The 22,138-nt window shown below is 58.8% G+C and carries 17 protein-coding genes and 8 pseudogenes; 13 read left to right on the top strand and 12 right to left on the bottom strand.

Annotated features, from left to right (window positions below; translation table 11 throughout):
• Window positions 1-108: 108 nt before the first annotated feature.
• Genes cyoD through cyoA form a run of 4 tightly spaced genes read right to left on the bottom strand, consistent with a single transcriptional unit; the run spans window position 109 to window position 4,003 of the window.
• Window positions 109-477, bottom strand: a complete 369-nt coding sequence (gene cyoD / locus AS026_RS04090; protein ID WP_062368666.1) for a cytochrome o ubiquinol oxidase subunit IV — start codon at window positions 475-477, stop codon at window positions 109-111.
• Window positions 477-1,100 carry a cytochrome o ubiquinol oxidase subunit III gene (gene cyoC, locus AS026_RS04085; protein ID WP_062368665.1) on the bottom strand — a complete coding sequence of 208 codons (624 nt, stop codon included), beginning with the start codon at window positions 1,098-1,100 and terminating at the stop codon, window positions 477-479. The genes cyoD and cyoC overlap by 1 nt, the downstream gene beginning before the upstream one ends.
• Before the next feature lie 3 nt (window positions 1,101-1,103).
• Complete coding sequence (cyoB, locus tag AS026_RS04080) at window positions 1,104-3,083, bottom strand: cytochrome o ubiquinol oxidase subunit I (RefSeq protein WP_062368664.1); 1,980 nt, start codon at window positions 3,081-3,083, stop codon at window positions 1,104-1,106.
• The gene (gene cyoA, locus AS026_RS04075; RefSeq protein WP_082728421.1) at window positions 3,083-4,003 is read right to left on the bottom strand and encodes a ubiquinol oxidase subunit II; all 921 of its coding nucleotides are present in this window, start codon (window positions 4,001-4,003) and stop codon (window positions 3,083-3,085) included. Before cyoA ends, cyoB begins: the two co-directional genes overlap by 1 nt.
• Before the next feature lie 1,009 nt (window positions 4,004-5,012).
• Between cyoA and AS026_RS44145 the strand changes: the two are divergent.
• From AS026_RS44145 to AS026_RS42990, 3 pseudogenes are all read left to right on the top strand, one after another.
• Window positions 5,013-5,297 (top strand): annotated as a pseudogene (locus AS026_RS44145) (ATP-binding protein); the annotation flags it as partial.
• Window positions 5,298-5,309: 12 nt separating this feature from the next.
• Window positions 5,310-5,755 (top strand): annotated as a pseudogene (locus AS026_RS42995) (RidA family protein).
• A 51-nt stretch (window positions 5,756-5,806) separates the two neighbouring features.
• Window positions 5,807-5,905 (top strand): annotated as a pseudogene (locus AS026_RS42990) (damage-inducible mutagenesis protein); the annotation flags it as partial.
• A 604-nt stretch (window positions 5,906-6,509) separates the two neighbouring features.
• On the opposite strand, the gene AS026_RS04060 reads toward AS026_RS42990, so the two are convergent.
• A complete protein-coding gene (locus AS026_RS04060; RefSeq protein ID WP_062368662.1) occupies window positions 6,510-6,755 on the bottom strand; it encodes a helix-turn-helix domain-containing protein in 246 nt (81 codons plus the stop codon).
• Between the two features lie 92 nt (window positions 6,756-6,847).
• On the opposite strand from AS026_RS04060, the gene AS026_RS04055 reads away from it, so the two are divergent.
• Window positions 6,848-7,735: a LysR family transcriptional regulator gene (locus tag AS026_RS04055; RefSeq protein ID WP_062368661.1), complete on the top strand. Its 888-nt coding sequence runs from the start codon at window positions 6,848-6,850 to the stop codon at window positions 7,733-7,735.
• Between the two features lie 175 nt (window positions 7,736-7,910).
• Here the strand turns inward: AS026_RS04055 and AS026_RS04050 are convergent, their stop codons facing one another.
• The 4 genes and pseudogenes from AS026_RS04050 to AS026_RS42985 form a co-directional block, all read right to left on the bottom strand.
• The gene (locus AS026_RS04050) at window positions 7,911-8,768 is read right to left on the bottom strand and encodes a transporter substrate-binding domain-containing protein (RefSeq protein WP_062368660.1); all 858 of its coding nucleotides are present in this window, start codon (window positions 8,766-8,768) and stop codon (window positions 7,911-7,913) included.
• A gap of 39 nt (window positions 8,769-8,807) precedes the next feature.
• Window positions 8,808-9,180: pseudogene (locus AS026_RS39235) on the bottom strand (ATP-binding cassette domain-containing protein); the annotation flags it as partial.
• A pseudogene (locus tag AS026_RS39230) lies at window positions 9,174-9,665 on the bottom strand (ABC transporter permease subunit); the annotation flags it as partial. The pseudogenes AS026_RS39235 and AS026_RS39230, both read right to left, overlap by 7 nt.
• A 2-nt stretch (window positions 9,666-9,667) precedes the next feature.
• Window positions 9,668-9,868, bottom strand: a pseudogene (locus AS026_RS42985) (amidohydrolase); the annotation flags it as partial.
• Here AS026_RS42985 and AS026_RS04035 point away from each other — a divergent pair.
• The gene (locus tag AS026_RS04035; protein ID WP_245307308.1) at window positions 9,792-10,271 is read left to right on the top strand and encodes a GntR family transcriptional regulator; all 480 of its coding nucleotides are present in this window, start codon (window positions 9,792-9,794) and stop codon (window positions 10,269-10,271) included. The pseudogene AS026_RS42985 and the gene AS026_RS04035 sit on opposite strands and share 77 nt — an antisense overlap.
• Before the next feature lie 124 nt (window positions 10,272-10,395).
• On the opposite strand, the gene AS026_RS04030 is transcribed toward AS026_RS04035, so the two are convergent.
• Complete coding sequence (locus tag AS026_RS04030; RefSeq protein WP_062368657.1) at window positions 10,396-11,604, bottom strand: MFS transporter; 1,209 nt, start codon at window positions 11,602-11,604, stop codon at window positions 10,396-10,398.
• A gap of 59 nt (window positions 11,605-11,663) precedes the next feature.
• A complete protein-coding gene (locus AS026_RS04025) occupies window positions 11,664-12,653 on the bottom strand; it encodes an AraC family transcriptional regulator (protein ID WP_062368656.1) in 990 nt (329 codons plus the stop codon).
• Between the two features lie 60 nt (window positions 12,654-12,713).
• Here AS026_RS04025 and AS026_RS04020 point away from each other — a divergent pair.
• Window positions 12,714-13,040, top strand: a pseudogene (locus AS026_RS04020) (ABC transporter ATP-binding protein/permease); the annotation flags it as partial.
• A gap of 133 nt (window positions 13,041-13,173) precedes the next feature.
• Here AS026_RS04020 and AS026_RS04015 read toward each other — a convergent pair.
• Window positions 13,174-14,073, bottom strand: a complete 900-nt coding sequence (locus AS026_RS04015; protein WP_062368654.1) for a LysR family transcriptional regulator — start codon at window positions 14,071-14,073, stop codon at window positions 13,174-13,176.
• Between the two features lie 117 nt (window positions 14,074-14,190).
• Here AS026_RS04015 and AS026_RS04010 point away from each other — a divergent pair, with 117 nt between their 5' ends.
• The 7 genes and pseudogenes from AS026_RS04010 (at window position 14,191) to AS026_RS03980 (ending at window position 21,939) form a co-directional block, all read left to right on the top strand.
• The gene (locus AS026_RS04010) at window positions 14,191-15,123 is read left to right on the top strand and encodes a VOC family protein (RefSeq protein ID WP_062368653.1); all 933 of its coding nucleotides are present in this window, start codon (window positions 14,191-14,193) and stop codon (window positions 15,121-15,123) included.
• A gap of 214 nt (window positions 15,124-15,337) precedes the next feature.
• Window positions 15,338-16,249, top strand: coding sequence for a helix-turn-helix transcriptional regulator (locus tag AS026_RS04005; protein WP_082728420.1), 912 nt, complete (start codon window positions 15,338-15,340; stop codon window positions 16,247-16,249).
• A 414-nt stretch (window positions 16,250-16,663) separates the two neighbouring features.
• Window positions 16,664-17,356, top strand: a complete 693-nt coding sequence (locus AS026_RS04000) for a hydrolase (RefSeq protein WP_025659280.1) — start codon at window positions 16,664-16,666, stop codon at window positions 17,354-17,356.
• Window positions 17,357-17,442: 86 nt separating this feature from the next.
• Window positions 17,443-17,730 carry a XapX domain-containing protein gene (locus AS026_RS03995; RefSeq protein WP_025659279.1) on the top strand — a complete coding sequence of 96 codons (288 nt, stop codon included), beginning with the start codon at window positions 17,443-17,445 and terminating at the stop codon, window positions 17,728-17,730.
• Between the two features lie 99 nt (window positions 17,731-17,829).
• Entirely contained in the window at window positions 17,830-19,707 is a 1,878-nt protein-coding gene (locus AS026_RS03990; RefSeq protein ID WP_062368652.1) for an amidohydrolase, read from the top strand.
• Window positions 19,708-19,905: 198 nt separating this feature from the next.
• A pseudogene (locus AS026_RS03985) lies at window positions 19,906-20,344 on the top strand (DoxX family protein).
• Window positions 20,341-21,939 carry an MFS transporter gene (locus tag AS026_RS03980; RefSeq protein WP_062368651.1) on the top strand — a complete coding sequence of 533 codons (1,599 nt, stop codon included), beginning with the start codon at window positions 20,341-20,343 and terminating at the stop codon, window positions 21,937-21,939. The pseudogene AS026_RS03985 and the gene AS026_RS03980 overlap by 4 nt, the downstream one beginning before the upstream one ends.
• Window positions 21,940-22,138: the final 199 nt, after the last annotated feature.

Raw genomic sequence — 22,138 nt, 5'->3', positions numbered from 1 at the left:
TGCGGCGACCGACTAGGCCGGGGCAGCATCATTGCTCCATGCCGCAACCGGTCTCCTGTTGTGTTGCCGAGACGTCTTTACGGTGGACCTTCCGGGACCCATGCCGTCCTAATCACGCGCTTTCGCGCGGTCGATCGTGATGGTTGTGGGCATCATGTTGTTGTTGGCATTGTGAATCACCCAGAGAGAGCCGCTCACAATGATGGCGATCAGCATGATCGTCAGGACGAAAATGGTCGTGTTGTTGCGCTGTTCCGGCGCAGTGCCGAGGTGCAGGAAGAACACCAGCTGCACGACGAGCTGCGCGACGGCGAGAACCGTGATTGCGGGCAGCACGAGATCGTCGCGAACGAGGCCGCTCATCACAGTGCCGAAGGACAACCCCGTCAGCAAGAGCGAGAGGCCGAAGCCGATCACATAGGATTTCATGCTCGCATGCGAAGCCGCTACGTAAGCCTCGGAGGCGGATTGGGACATTACATAACCCCGCGCAGATAGACGAAAGTGAAGACACAGATCCAGACAAGGTCGAGGAAATGCCAAAACAGGCTAAGGCAGGCGAGCCGCCGCCGGACGATGCCATCGAGGCCAAAGCGGAAGACTTGGTGCATCATCGTCGCTAACCAGACGAGGCCCGCGGCTACATGTAGTCCGTGGGTGCCGACCAGCGTGAAATACGCCGAAAGGAAAGCGCTTCGCTGGGGCCCGGCTCCATCCACGATGAGGCCGAGAAATTCATGCACCTCCATCACGATGAAGGCAGCGCCGAAAATGAAGGTGATGGCCAGCCACCTGACCACCTGGCTCTTGGCTCCAGCCTGTACCTGGAGCCCCGCGATGCCGAATGTGAAGCTGCTGATGAGGAGTATGACGGTCTCGATCGCGACGTACGGAAGGTCGAAAAGCTCCTTTCCGCCTGGTGCGCCAGCCGTACTTGATGCCAGGACGCCGAACGTGGCGAACAGCGTCGCGAAGATGAGACAATCGCTCATCAGGTATATCCAGAAACCGAGCACGGTGTTGGAACCGCTGTCGTGTTCATGCTCCTGGTGAGCCGGTATTGCGTTGTTTCCGTGTATGGACTTTACGAGGATGTTCATCCGTCATGCTCCTTTTCTTCGCGACAGGGCGAAGCGCTCGGTTTCGATACGGGCGATTTCGACCGCGGGCACGTAGTAATCGACATTCCGGTCGTAGGTTCGGGCGATGAACGTTCCAATCATGCCGAGCAGCCCAACGGCAGCCGCGACCCAGATGTGCCAAACCAGCGAAAAGCAAAGGACGAAGCTAAAGGCGGAGATGACGAAGCCTGCGGCGGTATTGCGAGGCATATGGATGTCTTCATATTGCCAGCGTCGCTCATAGGCGCGGCCAGTCTGTTTGTTCTCCCAGTGTTGCTCGAGCGACGTGATCTCGGGGATATGGGCGAAGTTGTAGAAGGGGGCTGGCGAGGCGGTAGCCCATTCAAGACTGCGCGCATCCCATGGATCTCCGGTGACATCGCGGTTCAGCTTTCGGTCCCGAATGCTGACGAAAAGTTGGATGAGAAGCGCAAGGATACCTACGCCGATAATTATTGCGCCAATCAGCGCGACCACCAGATAAGGATGCCAACCGGGCACATCATAGTGGTTCATGCGGCGCGTCATTCCCTTGAATCCGAGGATGTACAAGGGAGTGAAAGCCAGCCAGTAGCCGACCATCCAGCACCAGAAGGAAACCTTCCCCCAGAATTCATTGAGCGTGAAGCCGAAGACTTTCGGGAACCAGAAGCTCATGCCAGCAAGGCAGCCGAAAACCACACCGCCGATGATGACGTTGTGGAAGTGGGCGACCAGAAACAGGCTGTTGTGAAGCACGAAATCAGCTCCGGGAACGGCGAGCAGCACGCCGGTCATGCCGCCGCCTGCAAAGGTAAACATGAAGCCGATGGTCCAAAGTGTGGCCGAATGGAAACGGACGCGGCCCCGAAACATCGTGAACAACCAATTGAAAAGCTTCACGCCGGTCGGAATCGAGATGATGGTGGTCATGATGCCGAAGAAGGCATTGACGTTCGCGCCCGAGCCCATCGTGAAGAAGTGGTGCAGCCATACGACGAAGGAGAGGATACCGATCGAAGACGTCGCGTAGACCATCGATTTGTATCCGAAAAGCGGCTTGCTCGAGAAGGTCGCGATCACTTCGGAATAAACGCCGAAGCATGGCAGGATCAGCACGTAGACTTCTGGATGACCCCAAACCCAGATGAGATTGATGTACATCATCGCATTCCCACCAAATTCGTTGGTGAAGAAATGCATGTCGAGATAGCGGTCCGCCGACAGCAGCACGAGCGTCGCTGTCAGGACCGGGAAGATTGCCACGATCAGGATGTTTGTGATTAGCGACGTCCAAACGAAGACCGGCATCTTCATCAGCGTCATGCCGGGTGCCCGCATTCGCAGGATCGTCACCACGAAGTTGATGCCGGCAAGGGTCGTTCCGAGTCCCGATATCTGCAAAGACCAGATGTAATAGTCGACACCGACTGTCGGACTGTAGCCCAGTTCCGACAGCGGGGGATAGGCGACCCACCCGGTGGCTGCGAAATCGCCGACAAACATAGATGCCATTACGAGCACCGCGCCGACCGCCGAGAGCCAGAAGCCGAGCGAATTGACGAAGGGATAGGCGACGTCGCGCGCTCCGATCTGGAGCGGGACAACAACGTTCATCAAGCCGAGAATAAAGGGCGTGGCCACGAAGAAAATCATGATCACACCGTGGGCGGTAAATATCTGGTCGTAATGGTGGGGCGGGAGATAGCCGGCGGCGTCGCTGTTCGCGACTGCCTGTTGGGCGCGCATCATGATGGCGTCGGCGAAGCCGCGCAGCAACATCACCAGCCCGAGCCCGAAATACATCACTCCGATCTTCTTGTGGTCGACCGACGTGATCCATTCCGTCCAAAGGTATTTCCACCAGCCGTGATAGGTGATCCAGGCGAGGATTGCGAGGCCGAGTAAGGCAACGACCACACCCGTCCCCATGACGATCGGCTCGTCGAGGGGGATTGCGTCGAGGGTAAGTTTACCAAACATTAGTTTTCGCTCCGGGCGATTGGTGGGAGTGCTTCAGCCGTGCAGAGGTCGGATGTCGCGAAGGCCATCTCCGACATCTTGCCTGACATGAACCGGTTCACGATTGTCTCGAAGAGGCCAGGGTCGACCTTTGCAAAGAAGGTGACGGGGTTTTTGATGCTCGGCTGTTCCAGCGATCTGTAGGTTGCGGCGTTAAGTACCTGCGTTGACCTCTTGGCCCGGTGTACCCAATCCGCGAATTCCTTCTGGCTGGTGGCAGCCACGGCAAAGTGCATGTCGGAGAAACCGGGACCACTGAACGCCGAGGAAAGGCCTGCATAAGTGCCAGGCTCGTTGGCGATCAGATGAAGCTGGGTCTGCATGCCCGCCATCGCGTAGATCTGGCTGCCGAGTTGCGGGATGAAGAACGAGTTCATCATCGATTCCGCCGTCAACTTGAACTCGACCGGCGTATCAACCGGGATTGAAAGGTAATTGATGGAGGCCACACCGTAATCGGGGTAGATGAAGAGCCATTTCCAGTTCAGGGCGACGACCTCGACGCGAACGGGCGGCACCTTCGATTTCAACGGTTGGAATGGATCGAGCGAATCCGTCGTCTCCCAAATCATCACCGCCAGTATCGCGACGATCAGGCAGGGAACGGTCCATACGACCACTTCCACGGCCGTTGAATGCGTCCAGGTCGGCGCGTAAGTCGCTCTGACGTTGCTCGCACGGTAGCGCCAGGCAAAATACACCGTCAGGAACATGACTGGTATGACGACGAGGAGCATCAGGCCGAGCGCAACCAGGATCAACGTCTTTTCCTGTGCCCCGATTTCCCCTTTTGGATTCAGAAGCTCGAGCTCGCTACATGAAGACAGCGGAATGAGAAGGAGAATTCCTACCAAGTGAAGTAAACGGGAAAGGCGAGCCATCACGTCTCTCCTTGATGGGTGATTGTGTGAGAATGCGAGGCGAATGAGCCCCTGGAAATGCCATGCATCTGATTGATCCGTACAATTATACGCGTTATAGCCATACATTAGTTCGTGTATTGTACGCATGCGCTAAGCCGCTGAACAACGATAGTCAACGGACGCCGCGGCAAAAACCGCATGCCTGCGGCAAAATGCCCGGGAAAGAACGGCGTAAATAAAGGAGTGGACTTGTATGGATTGGTAAAGATATAGCCATGCAATTTGCGCCGTGCCGACCTGCGGGCCGCATACATACGGACGAAACCGATCCGTCTCACGGATTTCCCAATTCCCCGCCGCCTGCCAGTAGTTTCTTGGAGCGACCGAGATCGCAAAGCGTAGCGGTTATGGGTTCGGGAAGTACGGACTCTGCGACGCACGACTTTGGTTTAGATGAGCGAAACCTATGGGTAGCTATCTCCCTACATATCGGAGCGCTAAATTGTGTCTCATGAAGTCATTGAATCGGAGAGGCTCTCCCAAGGCACGTGAGGTTCGCAATGCACGGCTCAGGATTGAAAAACGCTTTCGAACGCTCATTCTCGCCCGAGACGAAGGCTGATCCACTGTCCAACCGGAGCGGCGCAAAGGACGCTGTTGAACCGGGTTTGACAGGTAAGAGCTGGTCGGACCGTACGGCGATTAATCAGTCTATGTACGCCGACGGGCTATTTCTATGTGACGATGTCGCGGCTCGGATCAGGGATCAAGCGCTCGAGGAAGCAGCTCGGATCGCAGATCAAGTTGCGGCCGGCAGGGACAATATGTTCCATGGCATCGCGGTACTAGGCGCGCTGATCGCCGAAGGAATTCGGTCTCAGAAGCAGTGTAGCCGCTCCGATGTGCTCAGGCTCTCGTCACAGTCGATTGACGTCTAGTTCCCTGACGCGATCAAAAAGTATTACAATTGGCACGTTTCCCTTTGTAACGCGGCCATACTGATCCTGAATAGACCCAGCAATGCCTGTTGCAATTGATCGATCGCCGTCGGCTTGGATGCGAATTCGCTCGTCCTGGACATCGATGTCCCTCAGCCATCCCTCGCTTGAGTTGCCCGCGTGACCGTCTTCGCGACGCCGTCATCGAACTGCTCGCGAACTCTCGCGAAGCTTTGCCAGCAGGAGGTTCGATCTCGATCGCAGTGGCTTCGAAGCGCCATGGTCCCCTCTCTGACGTCGTAGAACTTCGAATTGTCGATAACGGCATTGGTATGGAACGCGAGACTCTCCGGCGCGCCATCGAGCCGTTCTTCACCAGAGATGTCATGAAACCGTCGAAGAAGACCGTCAACTTCGGAGTTCCTTGGGAAACGGCCTATGGCTACTGCCAAGCGGTCCAAGTCAAGGATGTGGTTTACCTTTCCGGGCAGCTCAGCCCCGACAGCGACGGCAATCTCGTCGCTCCTGCTGAGCTGGACGCATCGGGCCGTCCTTTGAATTTCTCGAGTATGAAAGCCCAGATGCGGCAAACCTACGCCAACGCCGAGGTACTCCTCAAAAAATTCGGAGCCACGCTTGACGACGTGGTCGAGGAAACCCTGTTCGTTCTGGACATCGACGCCGCCTTCGCGGTAGCCGGAGAGGTCCGAAAAGAAATGTATGGGCAGAGCAGCCGCCGTACGCCAGCAACTTGATCGGAATTTCCCGGCTCGCCTTCACCGAGCAGCTCATCGAAATCTCGTTTCGTGCAGTTTTGGCCGCCTCTGGCTGATTTATCTCGGCCGAGGTGTCTCAGTGCGCTCCACCACCCGCGGAAAGCCGGGGAGCGGGGACTGTCGATGGAGCAGCGGTGGTACTGATGGTGGGAAGCTCTGCCGCCCGGACAAAGTGGCAGGTTCTCTGGTGTCTGACGCGACCCAATTGTTGATCGGCTCAGCACGTATGGATGGGGTATGAATGCAGTCTCACCCAATCACAGCGCTCACGCGTTGACTAGAATCATCCGATGCCGCCCAAATCGCTGCCCAAAAGATTTCGTTCGCTGACCTTTTCGGCTCGAAGTTAGGGCGCTGTGAGGCGATCTACGGGTCGACTCGAACCTGCGGCCAAAGGTCCGTTGTCCGCTGACGGGCGAAAGGGCTCGGTGATGCCCAAGAGCCGCGCGTATAATCCATTGATCTAACGTGGAAAATTGGCGAAAATGATTTCGTTGACCGAGCGATCTAAGACTTCGTTCTGATGCCCAGGAGACACCGGAAAAACGGGCTGTCCGGTGCAGAAAGCCTGGAAATGGTGGTGGACAAAAGCGACTGGACTTGGGGGCCTCCCCTTGACGATCGTCGGTCATTTTGCCGATGAAATCGGAGGACGGTTCGATCTTCACAGCGAGTTGGGCATCGGTACGCGCGCAACCTGTTCCTGCCTCTGTCGGGCAGCCCGCGAGATAGCACTTAAAGCGGCTGCGGCCCGGAGGGACTCGAACCCCCAACCAAGCGGTTATGAGCCAGGTCATCTTCGAAATCCGCTCAACGCGATGGAACTTTCTCGATAGCTTTCAAAACCTCGACAGCATCGAATCTGAGAAGTTCGGATAGCTCCAAGAATTCAACAAGGTCAACTCTGCGCTGGCCACTCTCCAATCGTGCGACAAACGACTGATATTCACCGAGCTTAGTGGCGAGGTCTACTTGTGTCAGGCCAGCTGCCTCGCGTTTTGCGATCAGCAACTCGATCAAGGCCTTATGTCTTTCACTGCCTAGGGTCTTTGCCACGTGACACCCACCTGCGAGGAGATGGGGTCTTCCGTTATATCTGATTTTCAGTTATCTTAAATTCAGATATTTTGCGCGAGGCTGTGAAACCTTTGGAACTGCGCCAACTCACCTATTTCAAAGCGGTGGCCGAGGAACTGCACTTCGGCCGGGCGGCAGCCAGGATGTGCATTGCCCAGCCGGCGCTCAGCAATCATGTGATGTCGCTGGAAAGGGAGCTTGGCTGTCCGCTGTTCATCCGCTCGACGAGACGGGTGGAACTGACCAGGGCAGGGGAAACCTTCTATGATCGCTGTGTGCGGATCCTGAGCGACATCGACCTGACCACCGAACTGACCCGGGCAGCCGGCGGCAGTCGCATCCGCCAGATCAGGATCGGCAGCATCTACCCGGCCACCATGGGCATGCTGCCAACCTTCCTTGCCAAGATCGCCCGCAAGTATCCCGATGTCCGCATCCACATCGCGTCGGGCAATACCGGCGAGATCATCCGCGGCCTGGAGACCGGCCAGCTCAATCTGGGCTTCATCCGGCCGGTGGAAAACATCGGCTCGTTGCGCTTCGTCTCGCTTGCGCATGAGCGCTACTATCTGGCGGTCGGCCATGCCAATCCGCTGGCAGCCAGGGACGAGATCAGCATCGATGATCTGCGCACTCAGAAGATCATCGCCTTCAACCGGCAGAACCTGTCGTTCACCGAGCGATACTTCAATGAGAAGTTTGCGGAATACGACCTCACCGCCAACATTGCCTTCAGCTGCGATGATACCTATGCGCTGGTGTCGCTGGTCTCTGCCGGGCTTGGCATCGGCTTTGCCCCGGAGTGGACCCTTGATCTTCCCAATCGCGGCTTTGAACTGAAGAAGGTAAGCGGGATCGACTTTAGGATCGGGCTTGGGATCGCCTGGAACAGGGAGGACCCGACCGCTGGCCGCGATGATATCGTCGACATCGCGCGGTCGCTGGCAAGACGCGGGTAGGCCGGCGATCGGTTGCAAGGACAATGACTGATTGCGAGTTCGGCTAGAAACAGGATATGCGGTCGTGTGGCAGTCGGTCCCACGTTTCAACCCCTGCCATGACGCTGAGTTTTAAGCTCCGCTGTCGCGACCCGGCAGGGAGTCCCGCCGGGCCCACCTTTGTGAACGCTTACACTCACTTCGGCGTAACGTCGAAGCCGAACCACTTTTCTGAAAGCGTCTTGATCGTGCCGTCGGCCTTGGCGGCCTCGATGGCGTCGTTGAACATAGCCTTCAGCTCGGTGTCGGACTTGCGCAGGCCAACGGAGCTGCCGCGACCGAGGAAGCCGCCTTGGAAGCGCGGTCCGGCAGTCGTCATGTCCTCGTTGCCCGGCTTTGCCGAGGCCGTCGTCAAATAGGCCATGGACGCCACCACCAGATCGACGCGGCCGGCCTTGAGGTCGAGATCATGTTCTTCCGTCGTCTTGTATTCGCGAACCTCGACGACGCCCTTCAAATACTTGTCGACGAAGGTCGCCGCGGTCGAAGCGGTCTGAACGCCGATGATCTTGCCCTGCAGGGCAGGCTTGATCTTTTCGATCTCGGCGGCAGCCCCGGCCTCGTCGCTGGCAAGCGAGAAGACCTGGCCGTTTTCTGGCAAGTTTGCGAGCTCGCCTTCCTTGGCGGTCGCGAACGCCTGGCCGGTGGAGCCGTAGGAATTGCTGAAGGCGATGACTTCCTCGCGCTTGGCGGTCGCCGACATGCCGGAAATAGTGGCGTCGAACTTGCCGGCATTGAGCGCCGGGATCATGCCGTCGAAGTTCTGCACGACGATCTTGCACTCGACCTTCATGTGGTCGCAGAGATACTTTGTCAGCTCGATTTCATAGCCGTCGAGCGAACCGTCGGGCTTGGTGAAATTATAGGGCTTGAAGGCGCCTTCGGTGGCGATCGTCACGGTCGTCCACTTCTTCTCTTCGGCGTGTGCAACACCGGCGGTGGCGACAAGCGCCGTTGCGGCTGCTGTCAAAAGTGCCCGCGAAAGAATTGTCATGTTTTGCTCCCCTTTTGTTGGTTTGGGTTGAGAGATTTCCTTGCTGATGAATTGGCGAAAACGGTCCGAGCGCGAAAGTGGCGAACACCTCCTGCGGCTTGCCGTCTTCCTCGACGCGGCCCTGATGCAGGAACACGACACGGCTTGAGACGTCGCGGGCAAAGCCCATCTCGTGGGTGACGACCAGCATCGTGCGGCCTTCCTCGGCGAGCGCACGCATGACGCGCAGAACCTCGCCGACGAGCTCGGGATCGAGCGCGGAAGTCGGCTCGTCGAAGAGCATGACTTTCGGCCGCATCGCGAGGGCCCGTGCGATTGCGGCCCGCTGCTGCTGGCCGCCAGAAAGGTGGGCCGGATGAAAATTGCGCTTCTCAGCAATGCCGACCTTGGCAAGCAGCGCTTCGGCGGAAGCGCATGGCGAAGGGTGAGCGGTGCGATGATCCGCCGGAAGCGTAGGGTCCTGCCCATGCCGCAGGCAATCGCCGCCCCGATCTCGCCGTGATGCACGGCTCTGAAGGCGCCGCGGAAAACTTCGGTGAACTGCGCGCCCGAAGTGACGCCGACCGCAAGCGAACCAGCGAGGAAACCGGGGAAGCCGAGGAAGCCCTCCGCTCCGAATAGTCGGCCGATGGCGGTGACGGCCGCGCTGCCACCGAAATAGAAGAGATAGATGACGAGAAGATCCGGAATGCCACGCAGGACGGTCGTGTAGGTATCGGCGGCGATGCGAATTCCCCGTCCGCCTGATATTTTCGCCCAGGCGCCAAACGAACCGATGACTGCGCCGATCGAGTAGCCGGCAAGGGCAATCAGAACAGTCATCCACGCGCCGGCAAGCAGCGCCTTGCCCCATTCGTCGGCGCCGAAGCTTGCGAGCTCGAGGATCCCGGGCTGGATGCCTGCCTTTCGGGGAGCGGTGGCTCTACGTCCTCAGGGATCGGATTGACGAATGGCGTCCCCTCGAGGTGAGCCTGAAGGTCCGCCTTGGCCGCCTTAATCAGCGCCGGATTGGAAATCAGCGCAATGGCGGTGCTCGCCATGACCTTCGCGGCATGCTCAGTGCCCTTGTGGGCCGCCGGAAGCTTGCCTTGCGCGACGAGCCCGGACGGCCGCCGGGCGCGGGAGGTCAGCGAAATTCGCGTCATTCTCGAAACGGCCATTGCTGGAACGATCGTCCAGAACGCCTCGGCAGAGAATGTCAGCACTCTCAGGAAGCTTGCCGAGCACTTCGACCAAATGGCGCTGAACGGCACGATGCTGGAGCTCTATGAGGCAAATCTTGCCTTTTACCGCCAGCTGCTTGTGCTCGGCGGCAATCTGGAACTCGTCGATCTCATCACGGAGATCCGCCAGAGAACCTCGTCCGCGCCGGTGTCCCAATGGCGCACGCGTGCCCGCATCGAACAGTCGGGCCGGGAGCATCACTTGATGATTGATGCAATCGGTGCCGGTGAGACCGAACGGCTGAAGGATCTAATGAGGCAGCACATTCGTCAAAGCTGACGGTAGGGCACCCGACAAGCCCGACGATGGCCGGGCTGCCTCATATCCAGAGCGAGGCAAGAGTCCCACTCTCTCACAGCATCTTCGGTCCGATTGCCTTTGCTTCTCAACCCAGAAGCAAGGATCAACTGCGAGGCTGGACCGACGCCAAGGCGAGCGTCGATGCAGCCAGGACTGCGGTAAGGGTCAGGGGCCCAACAGCGCCATAGTGGTCAACGATATAGCCACCGAAAACCGCGCCGATACTGATGGCGACCTGAAAAGAGACGACCATCAGGCTGCCTGCCGCCTCCAGAGCGTCGGGTGCCCCGCGGGAAAGATTGGTGGGCAGCACGACCGGCGCCATGCCGAAGGCGAAGCCCCAAAGCGTGACGAGGCCAAACGCAATACCGCTATGAGCGCCCCAGAGGACCAAAGAGAGTGCAGCAAACGCCATTAACGCTGCCGTGACAACGAGTGCCAGGCGGATACTGGCGTCGGCCATTCTGCCACCAGCGACATTACCGATGACGGAGGCGATGCCAAATCCAAGCAACGCCACGGCGATCGACCTGGTTTCAAGGAGCGTCACCTTTTCAAGGAAGGGACGCACGTAAACCGAGCCAGCAAAATGGCCAGTCATGAGCAAAAGGATAGCAAGCATGCCCAGTTGAATCCCACGCCGCCGTGTCAGGCTGAAAACATCAGCGAGACTGTTGCTCGTACTTGCAGGCAGTGTTGGCAAGCTAAGTGCCTGAAGAAGCATTGCAAGCGCGGCAAGCCCCGCTGTCACGGCCATGGCGGTGCGCCATCCCAGCCAGTCGCTGATCAAAGCACCCAACGATGGTGCAGCTATTGTCGCCAGCGACACGCCGAGGGTGACGATAGCCATGCCCCGGCCCGTCGCATTGGCGCCGACCAGCCTTGCCACGACGGCAACTGAGAGGGCCCAGAAACCGCTAAGTGCGATGCCCAATCCAGCCCGGCCCAACAACAACAGCCAAAAATCGGTCGCTAGCGCTGCAAGTATATTGGAGCCGATCGCCAATGCACTGAGGCTGACCAGCACCGTCTTTCGGTTCAATCTGCCGATGAGCACATTACTTAAAAGAGCGGTGACCGCACCGACCGAAGCGGTGGCGGTGACGACCTGGCCGGCTGTTCCTTCGGTGATGCCGAGATCGTGCGCCAATGGCGTCAACAGACCCGCGGGCAGGAACTCAGCCGATACCAGCGCAAAGCTGGTGGCCGCCATCGAAAGTACGGCAAACCAGGTCGCCGCGCTCCACGTGGACGGCTCGGCGGTATCCAGGTCAATTGCTGCTACGTCAAGCTGCGATGTTGTGTCCGTCATCCCGTGTATCTCCTTAGGTTGGAGATGTCATAAACGAACTGTTCGGGATGATATGTGCCTTAAAATCCGAAATCCATGTCTATTCGTCCGGAATTGGTGCGACGCACAACGCCGGGTGAGACTTTAGTGATACGCTTGAAGGCGCGAGCGAAGGATGCCTCAGACTCATAGCCTAAGCGGGAAGCAACCTCGGCAACCGACAAGCCTCCTTGCCCCAACAACTCGCGAGCAAGCTGCATGCGCAGGCGGGCGAGATAGTGTGCTGCGCCCTCTCCCAGAATAGCGCTGAAGCGCTCGGCAAAGATCGAGCGCGACTGGCCTGCAACGCCGGCAAGGCTTTCAAGGGTCCAGTTATGGCCTGGGTCTCGATGCATGGCTGCCAACACACGACCGATGTGAGGATCGCGGATGGCGGCGAGCCAGCCCGTCGTCGATGCTCCGCTGCAATTGACCCAGCAGCGAATGAGCCTCGCTGCGAGCAAGTCCGCCATTCGCGACAAGACGGTAGCACTCCCCATTTGGGGCTGCGTCGCCTCCGCCGACATAGCTGCCAGCAGGGGGCCAACGACAGCGTCATTGCCGGCCACATCGCAGCCCTTGATGATTGGTGGCATCAGAGCGATCAGGGGGTTAAGCGCATGCGCACCCAAAGCCATGGAGCCGCAGAAGAGGGTGCTCGTTGCACCCGTTCCTTCGCGGACCACTTCGCAAACGTTGCTTCCGACCCTCGTTATCTGACAGCCTTTAAGCGAGTCACCTTCAACATCTGGTGCGCTGGCCAATCGATGTTCGATGCCTTGCGGCAGAAGGACCAGATCGCCATCGTTCAACTGTTGCCATCCTTCGGAGGCTGTATGGATCCAGCACGGACCGTGGCTGACAAAATGAAAACGAAGCAGTTGTTTTTGTGGAAAGGCGATGCTCCATGGATGTCTGAGTTCGCAGCGCCCATAGTTGACTCCACTCAAGCGAAAGTCTTGCAGGACTTCACTTAGCGCATCCATTGGAATGTTTGATGGCGACAACGGTCGAGACGAATGGTCAAGCATTTAGCCAATCTAGGTCTCGAGCGTCCAGCATTCAAGCAGGGCGGCCACGCGGCGCAATAGGGCAGCATGACGCTTGGCGAAGTCGGGCAGGCGCCGTCCGCCTTCGCCATCGTGCAGAGCGCGTTTGGATGGCTGGTCGACAACTACCCGCGCCTTCCGGATTGGAACGCCTGTCGGCGCATCGCATCGCTCATGATGTCTCTTGACGAACTTGAGCGCGCAGAACAGAGCGACGCCTTGGGGCGCATCAAGCGCGGAGAAACCGAAGGTGAGGTGGTGCTCAGCCTGGATGATCTGGCCGTGTCGCTCGACGACGGCACTGAAGTCGTCTTAGGGAAAGAAAAGGCGCAAGAACGTTTTGCGTCTATTGGAGAAGCACAATCGGGAGGCTGCGGCGGATCCATCAGAGCGCCTCCCCAAAGACCAGTCCATAAGGCCAAGTCACGTTCAATGACTCCAGGTCAGGGCTCCTAAGAGTCTGCCCCATCGTCAATCACACCTTGAAACTCCAAATTCGATACTAGCCGAGCAGCGTCATTTGCGAGCCCACTTGCTCCTCGAAGAATTTGGAAAAAGTAGCAATGCGCGGTGGCAGCGCCTGATAGGGCGGGTAATAGAGCGTTAGCCACAGGTCGGGCGGCGCCCAGCCCTGGAACACGTGCACGAGTCGACCGCTTCGCAAATGCTCGGCAATATGAAATCCGGGCAGCATCGCGACACCGGTCCCATCGGCAGCCATGTCGGCCAGCACTTCACCATTGTTGGCACTGAAGGAGCGCCCCGCCGAGATCGTCATGCTCGATCCGCCGTCCGAAAGCACCCAGGTCTCTCTTCGGCTCTCGCCGCTATAGGCAAGGCAATCGTCTGGCGTCAGCTCGCCCGGGTGCTGCATGGTCACGTATCGGCTTCCCGGCGCTGCCACCAGAATACGAGGAACGACGCGGATCTTGCGCCAGATGGTGAACTTGTCGGACGGTTGGGAGGATATGCGGATCGCCAGGTCATAATCGTCATCGACGATATTCACGAGCCCATCCGACAGCGAAATCTCGAAGCTTATCCTTGGATAACGCTCCCTGAAGCCCGACAGTATCGGCGGCAGCACAGCTTTGCCGAACCAGGTCGGCGCGCTGATCCGCAACCGCCCCTCATCGGCCTTGTGTGCATTCATCACCTCCTTGCGCGCATCTTCCAGCATCGCGATGGCCGGCTGTATCTGGGCGGCAAACACAGCACCGTCAGTCGTCAGCGACACCTGCCGCGTGGTGCGCACGAAAAGCTGGAGGCCGAGATCGGCCTCCAGTGCGGCAATCGCTCGGGTCACCGCCGCGGGGGTCATGTCGAGTTCGCGTGCGACCTGGGCGAAGTTGCGCTTCTCGGCCGCCAAGAGGAATGTTTTCAGGGCTTTATAGTCGTTCATCTCGATTATTTCAAAAATAGCAATTCAATCGAAAGTAATATTGCAATTCCGGGGACTGATCAACCGACATACATCTTGGGCATCAAACAGACAACGTCCGAGAGAAAGGCCAGGAACATGATCAAGGATATCACGGGACTGCATCACGTCACATCGATGGCGTCGGATGCCCGCCAGAACAACCAATTCTTCACCGACACGCTCGGCCTTCGCCGCGTCAAGCAGACTGTGAATTTCGACGACCCGAGTGTTTACCACCTCTATTATGGCGATGAGAACGGTTCGGCCGGAACAGTCATGACTTACTTCCCCTTCGAGCACATGATGCGCGGTCGGGCCGGCGTCGGCGAAGTTGGCGAAACCCAGTTCTCCGTACCGAAGGGCTCGCTTGCCTTCTGGCGTGAGCGCCTTGCCGCACAAAATATTGGCGGCCTGCAGGAAGACACGGTCTTCGGCGCCCGGCGTCTGCGCTTCAACGGCCCGGACGGCGACGGTTTTGCGCTCATCGAGACGGCCGATGACGCCAGACCGGCCTGGACTGGCGGCGATGTCTCGCAGGAGGCTGCGATCCGAGGTTTTTCCGGGGCTCGCCTCAACCTGCGTGACACGGCTGCGACGGAAGAACTGCTGAGCTTCATGGGCTACGAGCGGACCGGCAACGAAGGGAATGTTACCCGCTTTATAATGCCCGACGGCAATGGTGCCGACACAATCGATCTCGCCGCCTTGCCAGAAACGCCCTTTGCTCGCCAGGGCGCCGGATCGGTCCATCATATAGCGTTTGCCGTCGAAAATCGCCAAAAGCAGATCGAAGTGCGCAAGGCGCTAATGGATACGGGCTATCAGGTAACCCCTGTCATCGACCGGGACTACTTCTGGGCCATCTATTTTCGTACGCCGGGTGGGGTCTTGTTCGAGATTGCCACCAATGAACCTGGCTTTAATCGTGATGAGGACACCGCGCATCTCGGCGAAGCACTGAAATTGCCGACCCGCTACGAGCCGTTCCGTGATAAGATCGAAGCCAATCTCCAGCCGCTGGCTGCCTGACGGTATCCTTGGTGGCAGACACCCACAATTTCCCGCGCCGCAGGACTAACCCCCTGCGGCGCTTCACGATTTTGTGTTCTGGGGATTGCCGCAAACCTGTCTTGAAGAGGCAAGGCGCCGCCCGTAAACGAACTTCCGGCTCACCAGGCGATCGCCGTCGTGAGCCGCGGCATCGAGATGCCGTGCCGAATGCTTCGAACGGAAGGTTGCTGACTTGGGACTCATCTCTATCGATCACATCAAACCCGCCCAGTCAAAGCCAACGGACAGTTTTGGCTGCCCGTTCGACAAGCTCTACAAGGACCAGTCGATTGTGGGGGCCGATATCGTCTTTTTCCGCAAGGGTAGTCGCGACGGCCATCTGCAGCAGATCGAGGCCGAGGCCAGCAATCGCGGTTTTGTCGTGGGCGTATCCGCCACCGGAAGGCACACCCGGCGTGTCTTCCATGAGCACCACGCGACCAATCATGCCTTCGACCGGGACGCGATCTACATCCGAGACCTGTCCGACCATTACAAGGCTGACCTCGGCGGCGCTTTCGACTTTCTGCTCCTTCAAATTTCACCGGCTTCGCTCGAACGGATATCAGAGGAGGCCGAGCTAGCTGGAGTGAATTCGCTCACTGCGGAAACGGCGTCGAAGGACGTCGTGCTTTCCAACCTTGCCCGCCTGCTGATACCCGCGCTGGAAAGCCCCGAAAAAGCGCCGCAATTATTTGTCGACCAGATGGCGACCACAATCGGCAGCTACCTCGTGCAGCGCTATGGCAAGAGATCGAGCCCCTTGGCGCTCCGCTCAAGAAGGCTGTCGCGCGTTCAGGAGAAGCGGGCCAAGAGCCTTCTCCTCGAGAACCTCGATGGGGAGATATCTGTCCTCGACGTCGCCAAAGCATGCAACCTTTCGCGCGGCTACTTCATTCAAGCCTTCCGCGAGACGACGGGCATGACGCCTTACCAGTGGCTGCTCAACGAACGGGTTTCGCGTGCTCGAGTACTCTTGCGCACGCCCGATATACCGCTGTCGGAAGTCGCAATCTCATGCGGCTTTGCCGACCAGAGCCATTTCACTCGTGTTTTCACCAATCTTGTCGGCACGACGCCTGGAAGCTGGCGGCGCAGTTGCTGAGGACCACGCCTGGGGCAGCGGCGATTTCCAGGTTTTGATCGAGCGCAAGTGCATTTCGTCCAATCGATCTGACTTTTGGACAAGACCCGCCTCGACAATTGAGCGATTTGTCACCCCCTTAAAACTAGGGTTTTTTCGGTGAGCACCCGCAATCTGGAAGGGGCTTTCATCGCGTAGATTATTGCATTTGGAGCAATTCAATCGGAAATAATATTGCAATTCCGCCACCCGCCAAATCGATCTAGGTTTCATTTCAGCAGCCGAGACGAACGAAAAGAGATTGGCGGCTAACACCGATTAAGCGGCTCCGGCCACCCAAGAGCACTCTGAAGGCCACCCCGCGCCGGCCAGAAAAGTGCTTCACAGTTCAACCCGCCGCATCAGCGGTTCAAGCAGACGGAAGAGGAACCTGAAATGTCCAAGAAGCTCGAAGTCCTGACCCCGAAGAACAGCCAGCTCATCTTCATCGACCAGCAGCCGCAGATGGCGTTCGGCGTCCAGTCGATGGATCGCCAGGTACTGAAGAACAATGTTGTCGGCCTCGCCAAGGCTGCCAAGATCTTCAACATCCCGACGACCATCACCACCGTCGAAACGCTGTCCTTTTCCGGCCACACCTTCCCTGAACTCCTCGCCGTCTTCCCTGACAACGACATCCTCGAACGTACCTCTATGAACTCCTGGGATGACCAGAATGTTCGCGATGCCTTGGCCAAGAACGCCGCCGAAGGTCGCAAGAAGATCGTCGTTTCCGGCCTGTGGACAGAAGTCTGCAACACCACCTTCGCGCTGTCTGCGATGCACGACATGCCCGACTACGAGATCTACATGGTGGCCGACGCTTCCGGCGGCACGTCTTCCGAGGCCCACAAATACGCGATGGACCGAATGGTCCAGGCCGGCGTGGTTCCGGTGACCTGGCAGCAGGTCTTGCTCGAATGGCAGCGCGACTGGGCTCACCGCGAGACCTATGACGGGGTCACCTCGCTGGCCAAGGAGCATTCCGGCGCCTACGGCATGGGCATCGACTATGCCTACACGATGGTCCACGACGTAGACGAACGCGTCACCCACGGCAAGCGCATCGGCCCGAACCCGGCCAAGTAAGTCCCCCATCCAACCCATTCGGCCCGCTTCGGCAGCATGAAAGCATGTCTTGCCGAAACGGCGCCTCCATCGTTGAGGACGCTGCGATGAAACTCTATCTTCTTTCCCTGGGCGCCGGTCTTCTGGTCGGCATTGTCTACAGCCTGCTCAATGTCCGCTCTCCCGCTCCCCCGGTGGTCGCCCTGGTCGGCCTGCTTGGCATTCTGGTTGGCGAACAGCTCATTCCCTTCGCAAGAACGCTGATCGCCAAGGAGCCCGCGGCAGTGTCGTGGATCAACCAGATCAAGCCGCACATGTTCGGCCATATGCCGAAAGGCGACGTCCGCAATGACATCGTCGTGTCTCGCCAAGCTCAGACGAAGTCTGATAGCTGAGGCCGCAAGAGGGGATCCGCTTGCGATGGGGCCGATGCCCAGTTGCCCCGGCGCAAAGCATTGAAAACAATCTTAATAATGAAGCCAGGAGCATATCTCATGTTCGCCGACCTCATCCTCCACCACGGTTTGATCACCACGCTCGACCGTTCGAAACCGAATGCCACTGCCGTCGCGATCAAGGACGGTACCTTTCTGGAGGTTGGCACGGATGCAGAAATCATGGCTTTCGCTGGCCCCGACACCAGGATCGTCGACCTCAAGGGCAAGCGTGTCCTGCCGGGCCTGATCGACAACCACACCCACGTCGTGCGTGGCGGCCTGAACTTCAACATGGAACTGCGCTGGGATGGCGTTCGCTCGCTTGCCGATGCCATGGACATGCTGAAGCGCCAGGTCGCGGTGACACCCGCCCCGCAATGGGTGCGCGTTGTCGGCGGCTTTACCGAACATCAGTTCGTCGAAAAGCGCCTGCCCACGATCGAGGAGATCAATGCGATTGCGCCCGACACGCCTGTCTTCCTGCTGCATCTATATGACCGGGCACTGCTGAATGGTGCAGCCCTTCGTGCCGTCGGCTACACAAAGGACACACCGAACCCGCCAGGTGGCGAGATTACCCGCGACGCCAATGGCAATCCGACCGGCATGCTTCTGGCCAAGCCGAATGCCGGCATTCTCTATGCGACGTTGGCCAAGGGCCCGAAACTGCCCTTCGACTACCAGGTCAATTCCACCCGCCACTTCATGCGCGAACTGAACCGGCTCGGCATCACCGGCGTCATCGATGCTGGCGGCGGCTTCCAGAACTATCCCGATGACTACGAAGTCATCCAGAAACTGTCGGACGAAAACCAGCTCACTGTCCGCCTCGCCTTCAACCTCTTCACCCAGAAGCCCAAGCAGGAAAAGGAGGACTTCCTCAACTGGACGTCCTCGGTCAAATACAAGCAGGGCAATGATTATTTCCGCCACAACGGCGCCGGCGAGATGCTGGTTTTCTCGGCAGCCGATTTTGAGGATTTTCGCCAGCCGCGACCAGAGATGGCACCGGAAATGGAAGGCGAGCTCGAAGAGGTCGTTCGGGTGCTGGCTCAGAACCGCTGGCCCTGGCGTCTGCACGCCACTTATGACGAAACCATCTCGCGCGCGCTCGACGTCTTCGAGAAGGTCGACAAGGATATTCCGCTCGAAGGCCTGAACTGGTTCTTCGACCATGCCGAGACCATTTCGGAGCGTTCGATCGACCGCATCGCAGCACTTGGCGGCGGCATCGCCACCCAGCATCGCATGGCCTTTCAGGGTGAATATTTCGTGGAGCGCTATGGCCACGGCGTCGCTGAAGCCACCCCGCCGATCCGCCGCATGCTCGACAAAGGCGTCAACGTCTCGGCCGGCACCGATGCCACCCGCGTCGCCTCCTATAACCCCTGGGTTTCGCTTGCCTGGATGGTTACCGGCAAGACAGTTGGCGGCATGCAGCTTTATCCACGTGCCAACTGCCTCGACCGCGAAACGGCCCTCAGGATGTGGACGGAAAAGGTGACCTGGTTCTCCAATGAGGAGGGCAAGAAGGGCCGTATCGAGAAGGGTCAGTTCGCCGATCTCGTCGTGCCGGACAAGGACTTCTTCTCCTGTGCCGAAGACGAGATCTCCTACCTGACATCGGATCTCACCATGGTCGGCGGCAAGGTCGTCTATGGCGCCGGCGACTTCAAGGCGCTCGACGAAAGCGACGTGCCGCCAGCCATGCCCGACTGGTCGCCGGTCAGAAAGTTTGGCGGTTATGCCGCCTGGGGCGAACCGGAAGGGGCTGGTCGCCACTCGCTGCGCCGCACCGCGATCGCTTCGTGCGGCTGCGCCAACGACTGCGGTGTCCACGGCCATGACCATGCCGGCGCCTGGACTTCGAAACTGCCGATCGCCGACCTGAAGGGCTTCTTCGGCGCGCTTGGTTGCTCCTGCTGGGCCGTCTGAGACCCGTCACGACCATAGGCGTCTAGCGCGGGCAGCGTATCACCGCTGCCCCGTTCCCACCTCCGACTTAATTGCAAATTTCGCAATTAATACAAAATTATTGATGCAATTGCTGGCGGCAATAATTCCAGCCAATATCGCTCCAACAGCCATACAGAGCGCCGTTTCTTACGACCGGCCACATTCAAAGGAGCAGACATGACTGACAAAGCATCATTCAAAAAAGAGCGGAGCGCGCTCGCAGCAGTCGTCACCGCTCCCACCACGCGCACGGTTGCGCTTCTGGCGCTTTGCGCGGCCTATATCCAGGGACCGCTTTTCAAGATCGCAGATTTCAATGGCGCGATCGCCGAGATGGACCATTTCGGCCTGCATCCGGCTCGTTTCTTTGCCCTGGCTGATCGCCTTTGAGCTCACCGCTTCCGCAATGGTGGTCTCGGGCCTGCTGCGTTGGGCAGGGGCATTGGCATTGTCCGGGTTTACACTTCTCGCAACCCTCGTGGCGCTGCGTTTCTGGGAACTCGCCCCTGGCATGGAGAGGATGATGGCAACGAATGCCTTCTTCGAACATCTGGGCCTGACTGGCGCCTTCGTTCTCGTCGCCGCCGTTGATCTCACCAAAGGAGCAGCCAAATGAGCCCCGCACGGTCCTCAGGGGGCAGTTTCGCCCCACTCGCTCAACCTGTCTTCGCAGTTCTTTGGACAGCGACGGTGCTTGGCAACACAGGCAGTTTCATGCGCGATGTCGCAAGCTCCTGGCTGATGACGGACCTCTCGGCCTCGCCTGCTGCCGTGGCGCTGGTTCAGGCGGCCGGCACATTGCCGATCTTCCTTCTCGCCATTCCGGCCGGCGTGCTGACCGACATCCTCGATCGCCGCAAGTTCCTGATCGCCGTGCAATTCCTGCTCGCCTCAGTCAGCATCACGCTGATGGTTCTGGCACACACCGGAATGCTTTCTGTCAGCGCCCTGATCGGACTTACCTTCCTCGGCGGCATTGGTGCTGCGCTGATGGGTCCCACCTGGCAGGCGATCGTGCCGGAACTGGTAAAGCGGGAGGATGTAAAGAGCGCCGTCGCCCTCAATTCGCTCGGCATTAACATTGCACGCTCGATAGGACCTGCTGCTGGTGGCCTGCTTCTGGCAGCTTTTGGTGCCGGCATTACTTATGGCGCCGATGTCGCGAGCTATTTCGTTGTCATCGCTGCCCTCGTCTGGTGGCCACGAGCAAAGAATGCCGATGACGCGCTCGCCGAGGGCTTCCTTGGCGCATTCCGTGCCGGTCTTCGTTATACCCGCGCCAGCCGTCCGCTGCATGTCGTGCTTCTGCGCGCGGCAATCTTCTTCGCCTTCGCCAGCGCCGTCTGGGCACTACTGCCGCTCGTCGCCAGGCAATTGCTTGGCGGAGATGCCGGCTTCTACGGAATTCTGCTTGGTGCGGTCGGTGCCGGTGCCATCGGCGGTGCGCTCGTCATGCCGAAGTTGCGTGAGCGCTTCGATGCCGATCGACTGCTTCTCGGCGCCGCAGTCGTTACTGCTCTCGTTATGGCAGCGCTCTCGCTCGCCCCGCCGCAATGGGTCGCCATCATCGTCCTGCTTTTCCTCGGGGGCGCATGGATCACCGCGCTGACGACTCTCAACGGCGCGGCCCAGGCAATTCTGCCCAACTGGGTGCGAGGCCGTGGCCTTGCCGTCTATCTGACCGTCTTCAACGGCGCGATGACGGCCGGCAGCATCGGCTGGGGCACAGTCGGTGAAGTTGCCGGCGTACCCGGTACACTGCTGATCGGCGCTGCTGGCCTGTTGGTCGCTGGTATCATCATGCATCGCATCAAACTGCCGGCCGGCGATGCTGATCTCGTGGCCTCAAACCATTGGCCAGAACCGCTGGTCGCAGAACCGGTCGCCCATGACCGTGGCCCAGTCCTGATCCTCATCGAGTACCAGGTGGAAAAACATCACCGCACTGCCTTCCTTCGTGCAATCGACGAACTCTCGGAGGAACGTCGCCGCGATGGCGCCTACGGCTGGGGCATCACCGAGGATTCGGCCGATCCTCAAAAGATTGTCGAATGGTTCATGGTGGAGTCCTGGGCCGAGCATCTGCGCCAGCACAAGCGTGTGTCGCAAGCCGATGCGGACCTGCAGAGCAAGGTTCTGACTTATCATTCAGGCTCGGAAAGACCAGTCGTCCGACATTTCCTGACGATCAACCGTCCGGGGGCTGCCTGATTCTCCTCATGGGTGGCGGGAGTGGTTGCCCGCCGATAATTTCAATATGCGCAATTAAATGTGAATTATTGATGCAATTGCTGATGGCTATGTTCTTCGACAATATCCGTCCATCAGACACCCGTCGCGCACCCAACTCGACGGAAACCGGAGCCGAAATGACCGATAACCTCTTTCCTCTTACACGCCGCGCTGCCCT

The organism is Rhizobium altiplani, assembly GCF_001542405.1.
GTDB lineage: Bacteria > Pseudomonadota > Alphaproteobacteria > Rhizobiales > Rhizobiaceae > Rhizobium > Rhizobium altiplani.
Note: the sequence above shows the minus strand (reverse complement) of the source record. Positions and strands in the feature narration are given on the sequence as shown.